The organism is Herbidospora yilanensis, assembly GCF_001570565.1.
Classification (GTDB): Bacteria; Actinomycetota; Actinomycetes; order Streptosporangiales; family Streptosporangiaceae; genus Herbidospora; species Herbidospora yilanensis.
Window position 1 is genome coordinate 50,014 of the sequence record NZ_BBXE01000013.1, and the last position, 13,602, is coordinate 63,615.

Annotated in this window: 16 protein-coding genes and 1 pseudogene; 2 read left to right on the forward strand and 15 right to left on the reverse strand. The window is 70.5% G+C overall.

Annotation, left to right across the window (positions count from 1 at the left end; all coding sequences use genetic code 11):
- The first annotated feature begins 6 nt into the window (after positions 1 to 6).
- Positions 7 to 1,296 carry an MFS transporter gene (locus AW273_RS00295; protein WP_063909797.1) on the forward strand — a complete coding sequence of 430 codons (1,290 nt, stop codon included), beginning with the start codon at positions 7 to 9 and terminating at the stop codon, positions 1,294 to 1,296.
- On the opposite strand, the gene AW273_RS00300 is transcribed toward AW273_RS00295, so the two are convergent.
- Positions 1,229 to 2,494, reverse strand: a complete 1,266-nt coding sequence (locus AW273_RS00300; protein WP_062344039.1) for a CoA transferase — start codon at positions 2,492 to 2,494, stop codon at positions 1,229 to 1,231. The genes AW273_RS00295 and AW273_RS00300 overlap by 68 nt on opposite strands.
- A gap of 128 nt (positions 2,495 to 2,622) precedes the next feature.
- Between AW273_RS00300 and AW273_RS00305 the strand changes: the two genes are divergently transcribed.
- Positions 2,623 to 3,072, forward strand: coding sequence for a M23 family metallopeptidase (locus AW273_RS00305; protein ID WP_062344041.1), 450 nt, complete (start codon positions 2,623 to 2,625; stop codon positions 3,070 to 3,072).
- A gap of 315 nt (positions 3,073 to 3,387) precedes the next feature.
- Here the strand turns inward: AW273_RS00305 and AW273_RS39465 are convergent, their stop codons facing one another.
- The 14 genes and pseudogenes from AW273_RS39465 to rpsP form a co-directional block, all read right to left on the reverse strand.
- On the reverse strand, positions 3,388 to 4,302 hold the full coding sequence (locus AW273_RS39465) for a tyrosine-type recombinase/integrase (protein WP_083949485.1): 915 nt from the start codon (positions 4,300 to 4,302) through the stop codon (positions 3,388 to 3,390).
- A gap of 270 nt (positions 4,303 to 4,572) precedes the next feature.
- A pseudogene (locus AW273_RS38325) lies at positions 4,573 to 4,833 on the reverse strand (site-specific integrase); the annotation flags it as partial.
- 6 nt (positions 4,834 to 4,839) lie between these two features.
- The gene (dprA, locus tag AW273_RS00315) at positions 4,840 to 5,949 is read right to left on the reverse strand and encodes a DNA-processing protein DprA (protein WP_062344043.1); all 1,110 of its coding nucleotides are present in this window, start codon (positions 5,947 to 5,949) and stop codon (positions 4,840 to 4,842) included.
- A complete protein-coding gene (locus AW273_RS00320) occupies positions 5,946 to 7,481 on the reverse strand; it encodes a YifB family Mg chelatase-like AAA ATPase (RefSeq protein ID WP_062344046.1) in 1,536 nt (511 codons plus the stop codon). The genes dprA and AW273_RS00320 overlap by 4 nt, the downstream gene beginning before the upstream one ends.
- Before the next feature lie 329 nt (positions 7,482 to 7,810).
- Positions 7,811 to 8,167 carry a YraN family protein gene (locus AW273_RS00325; RefSeq protein ID WP_062344048.1) on the reverse strand — a complete coding sequence of 119 codons (357 nt, stop codon included), beginning with the start codon at positions 8,165 to 8,167 and terminating at the stop codon, positions 7,811 to 7,813.
- 128 nt (positions 8,168 to 8,295) lie between these two features.
- A complete protein-coding gene (locus AW273_RS00330; RefSeq protein ID WP_030455669.1) occupies positions 8,296 to 8,619 on the reverse strand; it encodes a DUF2469 domain-containing protein in 324 nt (107 codons plus the stop codon).
- Positions 8,616 to 9,323 (reverse strand): ribonuclease HII, encoded by a 708-nt coding sequence (locus tag AW273_RS00335; RefSeq protein WP_062344050.1) that lies wholly within the window; start codon positions 9,321 to 9,323, stop codon positions 8,616 to 8,618. Before AW273_RS00335 ends, AW273_RS00330 begins: the two co-directional genes overlap by 4 nt.
- Positions 9,324 to 9,345: 22 nt before the next feature.
- Complete coding sequence (lepB, locus tag AW273_RS00340) at positions 9,346 to 9,963, reverse strand: signal peptidase I (RefSeq protein WP_062344052.1); 618 nt, start codon at positions 9,961 to 9,963, stop codon at positions 9,346 to 9,348.
- 11 nt (positions 9,964 to 9,974) lie between these two features.
- On the reverse strand, positions 9,975 to 10,769 hold the full coding sequence (lepB, locus tag AW273_RS00345) for a signal peptidase I (protein WP_232326997.1): 795 nt from the start codon (positions 10,767 to 10,769) through the stop codon (positions 9,975 to 9,977).
- Positions 10,770 to 10,935: 166 nt separating this feature from the next.
- Positions 10,936 to 11,298 (reverse strand): 50S ribosomal protein L19, encoded by a 363-nt coding sequence (gene rplS, locus AW273_RS00350; RefSeq protein WP_062344055.1) that lies wholly within the window; start codon positions 11,296 to 11,298, stop codon positions 10,936 to 10,938.
- Between the two features lie 116 nt (positions 11,299 to 11,414).
- Complete coding sequence (gene trmD, locus AW273_RS00355) at positions 11,415 to 12,185, reverse strand: tRNA (guanosine(37)-N1)-methyltransferase TrmD (protein ID WP_062344056.1); 771 nt, start codon at positions 12,183 to 12,185, stop codon at positions 11,415 to 11,417.
- Position 12,186: 1 nt separating this feature from the next.
- A complete protein-coding gene (rimM, locus tag AW273_RS00360) occupies positions 12,187 to 12,699 on the reverse strand; it encodes a ribosome maturation factor RimM (protein WP_062344057.1) in 513 nt (170 codons plus the stop codon).
- Positions 12,700 to 12,763: 64 nt separating this feature from the next.
- On the reverse strand, positions 12,764 to 13,006 hold the full coding sequence (locus AW273_RS00365) for an RNA-binding protein (RefSeq protein ID WP_062336076.1): 243 nt from the start codon (positions 13,004 to 13,006) through the stop codon (positions 12,764 to 12,766).
- Between the two features lies 1 nt (position 13,007).
- Positions 13,008 to 13,457: a 30S ribosomal protein S16 gene (rpsP, locus tag AW273_RS00370; protein ID WP_062336074.1), complete on the reverse strand. Its 450-nt coding sequence runs from the start codon at positions 13,455 to 13,457 to the stop codon at positions 13,008 to 13,010.
- Positions 13,458 to 13,602: the final 145 nt, after the last annotated feature.

Sequence of the window (13,602 nt, forward strand, 5' to 3'; positions counted from 1 at the left end):
ACAAATATGATCCCCCTTCGCCGCCAGCGCGACTACCGCCTCCTCTGGTCCGCCCGTGCCGTCACCGAAGCCGGCAGCGAGGTCTCCCGACTCGCCGTCCCGCTCACCGCCGTCACCCTGCTCGCCGCCTCGCCGATGGAGATGGGCGTGCTCACCGCCGCCGCCTCACTGCCGTTCCTCTTCATCGGCCTCCCCGTCGGGGTCTGGGCCGACCGCGTCCGCCGCCGCCGTCCCGTGCTGGTGCTGTGTGAACTGGTCGCCGGTACGGCCGTCGTCACCATCCCCGTCGCCTGGCTGCTCGGCCTGCTGACGGTCCACTGGCTGATCGGCGTGGCCCTGGTGGTCGGCGCCTGCACCGTGACCTTCCGGAACTTCACCATGCCCCACCTGACCAGCGTCGTCGCCGAACCCCAGCGGACCGAGGCCATCGCCGGCATGCAGTCGGTCTTCTCCATCGCCCAGCTCGGCGGCCCCGGCCTCGCGGGCGTCCTGGTGAGCGTGTTGTCGGCGCCGCTGGCCCTCCTGGTGAACGCCGTGACGTTCGTGACGTCGGCGCTGCTCCTGCGATCGATCCGCGCCGAGGAGCCGGACCGCCCGGCGACCCCAGCGCGGTCGCTGCGACGGTCGCTGCGGCGGGAGATCGCGGAGGGCATGTCCGCGCTGGCCCGCCACCCGGTGCTGCGGGCGCTGGCCCTGTGCGGGATGACGGTCAACCTGTTCGCCGCCGCCCAGCTCGCCGTCTACGTCCTGTACGCCGTCCACGTGCTGAAACTGCCCGGCGGGCTCGTCGGCATCATGATGGTGGGCTTCGGTGCCGGCGGGCTCGTCGGGGCGTTCGTGGCCCCCACGTTGTCGCGGCGGCACGGAGGCCCCGCGGTGCTGCTCGGGGCCGTGTTGTTCTTCCCGCTCGGGTTCCTGGTCATGGCGGCGGTGAGCGGCCCGGTGTGGTGGTGCGTGTTGCTGATCGGCGCGGCCGAGGCCGTGGTGGGCGTGGCCGTGGTCTGCTTCAGCGTGTGCTCGGGCGCGATGTCCCTCCGGGAGACCGCTCCCGAGCTGATCGGACGGGTCAACGCGTCGATCAACTTCCTGACGCAGGGGGCGTTGGGGGTCGGCGGCCTGCTCGGCGGGGTGGCCGGAGAACTCCTGGGCCTGCGTCCGGCGATGTGGGTGTGCTTCGCCGGGGCCCTGCTGACGATCCCCTGCCTGTGGTTCTCGCCGCTCGTGGGTCTCACCAGGCCGGCGCGTGTTCTCCGGGACGCGGCGGAGGCGACCACGCCGGAGGCCGCCCGGCGATGAGGCCGGGCGGGCGGACGAAGGTGTGGCCGTCACGGGTCTCCAGCAGATCGTCCACCTCGGGTTCGCCGCCCGGCGGAGTGCGGCCCAGGGCGTCCAGCCAGTGAGCGGTCGCGGCGAGCGAGAGGGTCGCGTGCCACGACCCGCCCTCCCGCCGCCGGCGGATGAGCCCCGCGACCGCCGCGAACGCGGCGAGATAGCCGGTGGCGTGGTCGAGCGCCTGACACGGCAGCGGACCGGCTTCGGCCGCGATCCCCGTCGCCATCTGCACGAGACTGTCGAACCCGCGCCTCCCCTGCCACGGCCCCGGCCCGTAGGCGGAGACGTCGACCACGACGAGACCGGGCCGAAGCCCGACGAGATCGGCCACCCCGAACCCGAGCCGGTCGAGCGCCCCCGGACGATAGCCGCGAATGACGACGTCGGCCCCTCTGACGAGCTCTCTGAGCAGGTCGGCCCCGGCGGGCAGATCGATCAGGCACGACCGCTTCCCGGCGGCCGTCTCCAGCACCAGCCCGGGAACCTCGGGAACCCCTGACCCGCAGACGTGCATGACATCAGCACCCCACGAGGCGAGAAACCGGCTCGCGACCGGGCCGGCGATCACCCGCGTCAGATCGACCACCCGCATCCCCGTCTCTTCCGGCGGCGGTCCCGGAAGCCGGTCGAGCGTGAGAAGCGGCCGCTCTGCCACCACCCGCCCCTGGGGGTGCTCCGCCCATTCGGCCCTGCCGCGCATCGCGGCCGCGCACCCTCCGGCCCGGGTGACCGCCTCCTCGATCTCCATGCCCGTACGTCTTCCGCACGCCTCCTCCACGTCCTCCCGGCCGGCGCCCGGGGGGAGGCCGAGGGCGACCAGGGCCGCGTCCCGATGGTGATCGAAGTTGGCGTGGATCCTGACCCGGCCGTCGGCGCAGGCGTAGTCGCCGCTGAGCGGCGCCCACAGCGGGATCGCCGCGTGCCCGATGCGGAAGTGCCGCTCACTGCGGAATGCGACGGCGGCGTGTCTCATGTCGACCTCCGCCCGCCCGTGGTCTCCGGTCAGTGTCGCGACCGCCGCGGTCGCCGCCCCGACGGAGGCCGCCGCGGCGGTCCCGATGCGGAACGGCGAGGGCATGACCGGCTCCCGGCCGGTGACCCTCACGTGGCCCAGATCCACTCCGGCGAGCCGACCGAGCTCGCGGATGACGTCGCCGGTCACCGCATCCCCACGTTATCCACAAGCTGTTCCACAGATTGATCTCTCATCTCGGGACATACCTCGGACGCTTTCCACAAGCGGCCCGCCGACAAGTAGCCGGGGGCAACGATTCGGCCAGGCTGTGGCCCATGTTGTTCCCAGCATCGGTGGCGCTCCTGATCGCGAGCCAGTGGGGGTGGCCTCTGGTGGGCGAACCCCGGCCCAGCCGCCTGTTCACTCCCCCGCCGGAACGCTGGCTGTCCGGGCACCGCGGGGTCGACCTGCCCGCGACGGCGGGGCAGGAGGTGCTGGCGGCGGGAGAGGGGGTGGTCACGGTGGCGCGGAAGGTGGCGGGGCGCGGGGTGGTGACGGTGGCACATGCCAACGGGCTGCGGACGACGTACCTGCCGGTCGACGCGGCGGTGACGGAGGGGCAGCCCGTGCGGACGGGAGAGGTATTGGGGACGGTGGGCGGGGCTGACGGGCACTGTCCGGCCACGTGCCTGCATTGGGGGTTGCTGAGTGGGGGTCTGTATCTGGACCCGCTGCTTCTGATGGGCCTGGGACAGGTCAGGCTGCTTCCCACCGGAGAGGACTGACGAGAGGCGCCCGCCCGCTGTGACCCCCGTTCACCCTGGAACGGTGGAGACGGCTCGTATGGCGAGTCGGCGAAGGAGCCGGTCCCGCGCAACATCGCCGCCTGCCATTCACGGTTTCATGACCGCCATTCCGTGATGCGTCGGTCAACCAGCACGAGCCTCCTCTCTCGCATCGGCCGCCATCACAACAGCCGATCGGCCGGAATGCGGGCATGACGACATGGGACGCGTCGCCGTCAGGGTGTGGGAATCGTGTGGCTGCTGGATCCACCGGAGTCGGCAATCGCGGCTCTGCGTCTCGGCAGATTCCCCCGGTCAAGCGCGGGGGTGGGCCTGTTGATAGGCGGCTCTGAGACGCTCGATCGAGACGTGCGTGTAGATCTGGGTGGTGCCCAGTGACGCGTGGCCGAGTAGTTCCTGCACGCTGCGGAGATCGGCGCCGCCTTCCAGAAGATGGGTGGCCGCCGTGTGGCGCAGGCCATGTGGCCCCATGTCGGGCACTCCCGCCTCACCCAGCCGGGCGTGAACGACCCGTCGCACGGCGGTCTGGTCGATACGACCACCCCTGACCCCGAGGAACAGCGCCGCGCCGGAGCGCCCGCAGACGAGGACGGGCCGCCCGCGCCCGCACCAGGCGTCCACGGCGTCGAGCGCCGGCATTCCCAGTGGCACGACCCGCTCCCGGCCGCCTTTGCCCAGGACCCGGATGGTGCGTCGCTGCCGGTCGACGTCATCGACGTCGAGCCCGCAGAGTTCGCTGACCCGGATCCCGGTGGCGTAGAGCACCTCCAGCAGAGCCTGGTCCCGCAGTTCCTTCGCCACGACGAGGGGGTCGTTCTCGGCGGGCTCCGATCCCGTGCCGCGCCCTTGTCCCGGATCGCCATCCGAGATCGGCTCCCGGTCACGAGAAACGCCGTGGGAGGCGGTTGATCTCCACTTGGAGGGCGGGCTTCCACCATCCGAAGCGCGTGACACCGGCCGACCGCCGAGATCGCCTCCGGCAGAGGCGATGCCCCCATATCCAGCAGCCGGCTCGGCCACTTCAAGACCTGGAGCCGGGCGGTCAGTGGTAACACGGCGTTCGGAGTGCTCAGGCTGATCATCGCGGCGCCCGGACCGCCCACGTAGATCATCGCGATGCTCGGACTGCCCGGGTAGATCATCAAAGCGTCCGGACCGCCCCGGCAGATCACCGCAGCACCCGGACTGCTCGGAGCAAGAACGGGCCATGTCGAGTTCTGAATCGCTGAGGCGAGGCCGGCCTGTTCGGGCAGTGCCGGTTTCGGAAGCCGAGCCGCTCAGGTCGGCCCCTTCGGACTCGCCCCGCAGGCCGCCACCCGATCGCTCGCCACCACGTGAAGCCCTTCCTCCGTCGGGTCGCCTGAGGTCCAGCATCCGTACCGCTTCCGCCTGGTCGAGGACCTTCGGGAGGGTCCTTCTGGCCCGAGCCGTGCCGAGGAGGAGGCCCGGGTCGGCCATCAGCCACCCCGCCCGGTGGCAGAACGCCGTGAAGGCTCGGGCGCACGCCGTGCGACGGGCCAGGGTCGCGCGGGACTTGCCGGTGTCGTGCTGTTCGCCCAGCCAGTCCCGCAGCACCCCCACGTCGATCAGTTCGACCCGGTCGACGCCCACGTCGATGAGATGTTCCGCCAAGGAGGACATGTCGCCCATGTAGGCCCGGACCGTGTTGGCCGCCAGGCCGCGTTCGACCCGGAGGTGGCGTTCGAAGGCCTGAATCGCGTCCTCAAGATCTCCCGACATATCCGTCTATCTTCCCCTTCCTCTGGCGGTCAGCCGCCAACCGTTCCCCTCCCGCTTCAGATAGCCGGCGGCCTCCAGACCACCCAGGCAGCCCAGCGCCACCGGCAGGGACAGACCGGCCTTGAGCGCCACCTCGGCCGGACCGATCACCCCGAGCCCGCCCGGCATCGCGTCGAGGATGCGCTTGGACTCCAGGCTGAGCAGGTCGCGAGGGGTGACCGGGCCTTTGGGGATGGGGGCGATGTCGTCTCCGGCCTGGCCGACCTGTTCCAGGATCTCGTCGGCCGACGTCACGCACACCGCTTTTCCGAGACGGATCAGGTTGTTGCAGCCGGCCGATACGTCACTGGTCACCGGGCCCGGTATGGCCATCAACTGGCGGTTCAGCTGAAAGGCGTGGTGGGCGGTGTTCAACGCTCCCGAGCGGGGAGCGGCCTGCACGACCACCGTCCCCCGCGACAGCGCCGCGATGACCCGGTTCCGGACGAGGAAGCGCAACCGCGTCGGGTTCACCCCCGGCGGCGATTCGCTGATCATCAGGCCCTCCTCCCGGATGGCGGCGAACAGGTCCTGATGGGCGGCCGGATAGGGGACGTCGACGCCGCAGGCCAGGATCGCGACCGTCGGCGACGGGCCGGCCAGGCAGCCTCGGTGGGCGGCGGCGTCGATGCCGTACGCGCCCCCGGAGATCACCGAGTAGCCCCGGTCGGACAGGCGGCAGGCCAGTTCGGAGGCCACGTTCACCCCGTAGGCGCTGGCCGCCCGCGCCCCGACCAGCGCGATCGAGCGGGTGCAGGCCCGCCTCAGGTCGCCTCTGCCGTCGGCCCACAGGCCTATCGGACGGGCGTCGCGCAGGTCGTCAAGTTGATCCGGCCAGTCGGGGTCGCCGGGAATGACGAACCGGAACCGGGCCAGGTCGTCGTCGGGGTCGCCTGCGGCCAGGGCCCGCATCCGCCAGGCCGCCGCCTTGCGTTCGTCGACCCCGTCGAGGGTTCCGGCACGGATGCCGGCCACAACCGCCTCCGCGCCGTGAGCGGCGAGCTGGCGGCCCATGGTCTCGTCGCCGGTCTCGGCGATCCGGGTCAAGGCCGCTCGTGCGGCCCGGTCAAGGGTCACAGTTCTTCTCCCATCCACATCGTGAGTGCCAGTGAGATCTCGTCGGCCGACGGCCGGGGACGCCGGCTGATGTCGGCGATCGTCCAGGCCACCCGGAGCACGCGGTCGACCCCGCGGGCGCTGAGGGTGCCCAGGTCGACGGCCCGGTGCAGCGGGGCCAGGACCCGGTGGTCGAGGCGCCAGCCGCCGTGCAGTAACGACGAGGGGACTTCCGCGTTCAGGCGCCACGGGGTGCCGGCCAGGCGGTCGGCCGCCCGTTCCCGGGCCTCCACGACCCGTTCGGCGACGGTGGCGCTGGATTCGGTGAGCGCGCGGTCGGCGAGGAGCTCGGCCCGGGTGGGCGGCGCGAGCCGTACTTTCACGTCGACCCGGTCGAGCAGCGGCCCCGACAGGCGGGACAGATAGCGCCGCCGGACGGCCGGAGTGCAGGTGCAGAACCGCCCGGCTTCCCCGCTGAGCCCGCATGGGCACGGGTTGGCGGCCAGCACCAGCGTGAAACGGGCCGGGAACGTCACCGAGCCGTTCACCCTTGAGACCGTGACCTGGCCCGACTCGACCGGTTGGCGGAGCGAGTCGAGCACCCGGGCGGAGAACTCCGGCGCCTCGTCGAGGAACAGGATGCCGCGATGCGCCAGCGACACCGCGCCGGGGCGGATCTGGCCGGTCCCGCCGCCGATCACCGCCGCCGCCGAGGCGGTGTGGTGGGGCGCGACGAACGGCGGCCGGGCCAGCAGGGGGCGGCCAATGGGGAGGGCACCGGCGATGGAGTGGATCGCGGTGACCTCAAGGGCCTGTTCACGGTCGAGCGGCGGGATGATCGTGGTCAGCCGCTCGGCCAGCATGGTCTTGCCGGTGCCGGGCGGGCCGAGGAACCACAGGTTGTGACCCCCGGCGGCGCAGATCTCCAGAGCGCACCGACCCTGTGCCTGACCTGCGACCTCGGCAAGATCGAGGGTCTTCTCCTCGGCGGGCACGGCGAGCTCCATCGGGTCGAAGTAGGGCGCCCGCGCCCGCGCGTCGCCCTCCCGCAGGATCGCCACGAGCTCCCCCAGCGAGGCCACCGGCAGCACGGCCAGCTCCGGCACGAGGGCCGCTTCCGCGGCGTTCGCGGCCGGCACGACCATCGTCCGCGCCCCGGCGGCGACCGCCGCGAGCGCGGCCGGCAGGACCCCGCGGACCGGCCGCACCCGCCCGTCGAGGCCCAGCTCGCCGAGGAAGAACGGCTCCGCGATCCGCTCGGGCGGCACCATCCCCGCCGCGCCCAGCACGGCCATGGCGATGGCCAGGTCGAAGGACGAGCCCTTCTTGGGCAGCGAGGCGGGCGAGAGCGAGACGGTCACGCGGGCGTCGGGCCAGTCGAACCTGCTGTTCAGCAGGGCCGACCTGACCCGGTCCCTGGCCTCGCTGATCGCCGTGTCGAGCAACCCGATGAAGTGGGTCGCGACCAGCCCCCGGCCGACGTCGGCCTCGACCTCGACCGTGTGCCCCGCCACCCCGACCAGCGCGGCGGACCGCGTACGTGCAACAGGCATCGAACACCCCTCACGCCTTCCACCGAAGGCGACCCCCGCGACCACCGGAAAGAAACAGCCCCGTCACAGCCCGGGGAAGAAGACCGTCAGCGAGAACCCACCGCATCCGAGATGAAAGCGCCGCTGACAGGACGCGTGTAGACGACGCACCTGCCGACCGCCGCCTCCCGCCACGACAGCGACCGTGATGGCGACGACCGCGACCGCAGCCCCGCCCCCGGCCCCGGTCGCTCCGCGACCGCCACCGCAGCCGCTTTGATCTGGACGCCTCCCACGACGCTCGCTATATGGCCCAGCCCATCGCGAGCTCCTTCCGGCAAAGGGCGTCATCAGAACACCCCCTTCTCGTGCCGGATCGAGAAGGTCCCCGCGAACCCGTCCAGCGCCACCACGTCGATCCGCACCGACGCGAACCGCTCGAACTGCCCCGCCAGCCACCGAGCACCCAGCCGCCGCAACCGCGCCAGCTTCGCCTCGGTCACGGAAGCGAACGCCGACCCATAAGCCCCGGAAGAGCGGGTCCGCACCTCCACGACCACCAGAACCGCCCCGTCCCGGGCGACGATGTCGATCTCGCCCTCCCGGCACCGCCAGTTCCGGGCGAGGATCTCCATCCCCTCGCCCACCAGATATCCGGCGGCCAGTTCCTCACCGGCCCGGCCGAGCTCGTCCTTCGCCGCTCCCATGCGGCCAACGCTGGCAGACCCCGTCCCGCCGCGAACTCCCCCGCGACCGCCTGTGGACAACCCCGGGCCTGTGGAAAAGCGAAGGGCCGGGCCCGCAGTAAGCGGACCCGGCCCCGGGAAGCGCAACCTCAGCTCGAGAAGCCCTCCTTCGGCATCTCCAGGTCAGGCTTGGCGAGCTCTTCGACGTTCACGTCCTTGAACGTCACCACTCGCACGTTCTTCACGAATCTCGCCGGTCGATACATGTCCCACACCCATGCGTCCTGCATCTTCACGTCGAAGAAGACTTCGCCGTTCTCAGCGGTGCGCACCTCCATGTCGACCGAGTTCGTCAGGTAGAACCGACGTTCGGTTTCGACGACGTACGTGAACAGACCGACCACATCGCGGTACTCGCGGTAGAGCTGCAGCTCCATCTCGGTCTCGTACTTCTCGAGATCCTCCGCGCTCATTCCGGTCCTCCTGTTCCCAACCCCGTTTCGGCCCCTGGTTCATTCTCCCGCATCCTCATACCCGGCATCGTCCGAGCCACTGTCACGAACGAGAACCGATGGTGCTGGCTCGGCCCGTGATGCGCGAGGGCGGCTCTGTGGTCTCTGGTCACATAGCCCTTATGCCCGGCGAAACCGTATTGGGGGAATGATTCGTGCAGGGTTGTCATCATGCGGTCCCGGGTCACCTTCGCGATGATGGACGCGGCCGCTATGCACGCGGCCACCTGGTCGCCCTTCCAGACGGCGAGCGAGGGCGCCGGGAGGCCGGGGACCGGGAATCCGTCGGTCAGGATGTATCCGGGTGTGAGACCCAACCCGGCGACCGCGCGGCGCATTCCCGCCACGTTGCACTTGTGGAGGCCGCGCTGGTCGATCTCGGCGGGCGGGATGACGACGACGCTGACGGCCTTCGCGGTCGCCATGATCCTGGCGTAGTGCTCCTCGCGGCGGGCCTCGGTCAGCAGTTTGGAGTCGTTGAGGCCGTCGATCTCGCGTCCGAGGACCACGGCGGCGACCACCAGCGGGCCGGCGCAGGCGCCACGGCCCGCTTCGTCGACGCCGGCGACGGGCTTGAGGCCCCGGCGGGCCAGGGCGCGCTCGTAGCCGTAGAGGCCGGAGTCACGGCGGACCACGCTCGGGCGCGGACGGTAAGCGACTGTCATGACAGAAGCAGCGTACGCCCCATCACCGGACGTTGGAGAAGGTGTCCGGTCGCGATATGAGACTGAGCCGGTCAAGCGGCCAATAACGGGCGAAGGCGAAGCCGATGACGTCGTCTTCGGAGATCGTTCCCTTGAACTCGTCGTCGATGTAGGACCGCGAGTCCATCGAGTTGGACCGGTGGTCTCCCATCAGCCACAACCGTCCCGCGGGCACCTTCACCTCGAAGGTGCGGCCGGCGTAGTCGCCGGGGTAGAGGTATTTGCCCTCTTCCTCGATCGGGGTGCCGTTGACCGTGATGCGGCGCTGGTCGTCGCAGCACTTGACGGTGTCGCCGCCCTTGCCGATGACCCGCTTGATCGTGTCTTCGCCGTCCCAGCCCTTGAAGACGACGATGTCGCCGCGGTCGATGGAGCCGAACTGGAGGACGACCACCCGGTCGTTGACCAGCAGGGTGTTCTCCATCGACTCCGACGGGATCCAGAACGACCGCATGACGAAGAAGTGGACCAGGAGGGCGACGACGATGCCGCCGATCGTGAAGGTGATCGTCTCCCGGAGGGCGGACTTCTTCTTTTTCTCCGGCTTGCCGGATTCCTCGGGCTTGCCGGAGGCGTTGGTCTCTTCTTCTGCGACGGCCACGGGAGCGAAGACTACCGCTTGACGCGTATGCGGCGCCTAAGGGCCATGAGCGGGAAGGCCCCCGCGAAGCCCAGCAGCAGCGGGGCCGCGCCCGCCGCGGCGGCCAGGCCCTTCTGGCCGAACGTCTCGGGGATCGGCAGGATCCCGGCCCGGTCGAACGGCCAGACCTTCACGAACGCGCGGCCGATGACCTGGTCGATCGGGATGGCGCCGCCGCCCGGGTCGCCGCCGTGGGCGCGCGAGTCGAGCGAGACGGAGCGGTGGTCGCCCATGACCCACAGGCGGCCGGGGGGCACGTCGATCTCGAAGTTCCCCAGTGACGGGACGTCACCCGGGTAGAGGTAGCTCTCTTCGTCGAGGGGCACCCCGTTGACGGTGATGCGGCCCTCGTCGCAGCACTTGACCTTGTCGCCGGGGACGCCGATGACCCGCTTGATGTAGTCCTTCTCGCCGGGGACCACGCCGAACGCGGTGCCGACCCAGCGGAAGAACCCGGCGACCGGGTTGGCGGGCGGGTCGAACTGGACCTCGCCGGCCCAGGAGTCGACGCCGGAGAAGACGACGATGTCGCCGCGCTCGATGTCACGCACGCGGTAGACGAGCTTGTTGACCAGGACCCGGTCGTTCTTCAGGAGGGTGTTCTCCATCGACTCCGACGGGATGTAGAACGCCTGGACCACGAACGACTTGATCAGCAGGGCGAGCACCAGCGCCACCACGATCAGGACGGGCAGTTCACGCCAGAACGAGCCGCCCTTTTTGTCTTTACCGGGCTTGGCGTTCTGATGGGTGTCTTCGGCGACCACGTCCACCCCGTCCTGGTCTGGGAAGTCAAGAGATGCGGCGCGCCCGCGCGTGCCTAGACGAGCCTAAATCATGGTCACAGTACGCGACGTCGCCGACTCGGCTTCGGTGCGCCAAAACTGCGAAAGCCCGTGCCGGTCAGGCACGGGCTTGCAGGGAAATGCCGCTTTACTTCGCGGGCAGGGCGTCGCGGCGCTCGCGGATGCGGGCGGCCTTGCCGCGCAGTTCACGCATGTAGTAGAGCTTGGCGCGGCGGACGTCGCCACGGGTCACCAGCGTGATCTTCTCGATGACCGGGCTGTGCACCGGGAAGGTCCGCTCGACGCCGACGCCGTAGCTGATCTTGCGAACGGTGAACGTCTCACGGAGGCCACCGTTCTGGCGGCGCAGCACGAAGCCCTTGAAGACCTGGATTCGGGAGCGGTTGCCTTCGACGACACGGACGTGCACTTCGAGGGTGTCACCCGGGCGGAACGCCGGGATGTCGCTGCGGAGGGCAGCCTTCTCGAGCTCCTGGATCTGCGTGTGCATGACTGAGGTTCCTCATCAGTTGAGAGAGCGCCCGGAGGTCCGTCCGTCCCCTGCGAGGCGGGGCGTCGAGAAGGACGCGGGCACGACTAACCTGCGAACGGCAGGCATTCAGCGCTTCAGTCTGCCACAGGATCGCCATCGGCGCGAAACGACTCGATCGCCCGGAGATCGGCGGGCGACAACTCCCCGCGCTCGATCAGTTCGGGGCGCTTGCGGAGGGTTCGGCGCAGCGCCTCGTCCCGGCGCCACCGCGCGATCTTGCCGTGGTGGCCCGAGAGCAACACTTCCGGCACCTCGTGGCCGCGCCACACGGGCGGTTTGGTGAACACCGGGCCTTCGAGCAGGTTCTCCATGGCCCCGGGCGCGAACGAGTCGTCGACGGCCGACACGGCGTTGCCGAGCACCCCGGGCAGCAGCCGGGCGACGGCCTCGACCATGACCAGCACGGCCGCTTCGCCCCCTGCCAGCACGTAGTCGCCGATCGAGACCTCGTCGAGCCGCAGGCGGGGGCCGTACTCGATCATGACCCGGCTGTCGATGCCCTCGTAGCGGGCCGGCGCGAACAACAACCACGGCTCGGCGGCGTATTCGAGCGCCACGGCCTGCGTGAACGGCCGCCCGCTCGGGGTGGGCACGATCAGGCGCGGCAGGCCCTCGCCGCTCGCCACCACGTCGTCGATGGCCGCGCCCCAGATCTCGGGCTTCATGACCATGCCCGGCCCGCCCCCGTAGGGGGTGTCGTCGACGGTCTTGTGCACGTCGTGCGCCCACTCCCGCAACTGGTGGAGGCGCACGTCGAGGATGCCCCTGGCGCGCGCCTTGCCCATCAGGGACACGTCGAGGGGCGCGAAGTACTCGGGGAAGATCGAGATGACGTCGATGCGCATGTCAGGCGTCGAGGTCGAACAGGCCCGGAGGCGCGGAGACGACCAGCCGCCCGGCCGCCAGGTCGACGTCGGGCACCAGCGCCTTCACGAAGGGCACGTAGGCGTCGTCGCGGCCGGGCCGCTTGACCACCAGCAGGTCCTGCCCGTGGTGCAGCACGTCGGTCACCTCGCCCAGGCTCTCGCCTTCGGTGTCCACCACGGCCAGCCCGATGAGCTGGTGGTCGTGGAACTCGTCGGGGTCGTCGGAGGGCGCGATGTCGGCCGAGTCGATGACGAGCATCGTGTCGCGCAGCGCCTCGGCGGCGTCCCGCCCGTCGACGCCGTCGAGCGACAGCAGCAGGATGCCCTTGTGCCAGCGGGAGTGGCGGACGGTGAGCGGACCACGGGAGGCCGGGTCGGTGGTCAGCCGCGCGCCGGGCGCGAACCGCTCCCCCGGCTCGTCGGTGCGTACCTCGACGGTCACCTCACCGCGGACGCCGTGGGGACGGCCGATCCGGCCGACGACGAGCTGCATAAGAAGTTCTCCAGAAACGACGATCCCGGGAGACCGATACGGTCTCCCGGGATGACGGGCTGCTTCAGCGGGCCTCGTTGAGGTCGACCAGGTCGACCCGCACGTATTTGCCGTCGGACAGGGCGTTGACGACGGTGCGCAACGCCTTGGCCGTGCGGCCCCCGCGCCCGATGACCTTGCCGAGGTCTTCGGGGTGGACCCGCACCTCCAGGACACGCCCGGTGCGGATCTTCCGCGCGCGAACGCGGACCTCGTCGGGATGTTCGACGATGCCCTTCACGAGGTGCTCGAGGGCCTCCTCGAGCACGTCAGGCCTCGGTTTCCGAGGTGGGCTCGGCGGGCGCCTCGGCGGCGGTCTCGGCCTTGGGCTCGGCCTTCTTCGACTTCCGCGGCGTGGTGGCGGCGCCGGTGTCGGCCGACAGGGCCTCCTTGGCGGCGGCCTCGTAGGCGGCGTGACGGTCGGCGGCGGCCTCGGCGACCAGCAGCGGGGCCGGAGCGGCCTCGCCCTTGAACTTCTGCCAGTCACCGGTCAGCTTGAAGAGCTTCAGGACCGGGTCGGTCGGCTGCGCGCCGACACCCAGCCAGTACTGCGCCCGCTCGGAGTTGACCTCGATGCGCGAGGGGTGCTCCTTCGGGTGGTACAGCCCGATCTCCTCGATCGCACGGCCGTCACGCTTGGTGCGGCTGTCGGCGACGACGATGCGGTACTGCGGGTTGCGGATCATGCCGAGCCGCTTGAGCTTGATCTTGACTGCCACGGGTGTGGTCTCTCCTGCTTCAAAAATGGATGAGCGGCGTCACATCGAGTGGGGCACGAGGTGGCGGCCACTCCAGGGACAGGCGCGGAGGCGGGGATTAGAGGGCGCCCGCCGGACCACGATGTTCCAACATGACATTGTGCCA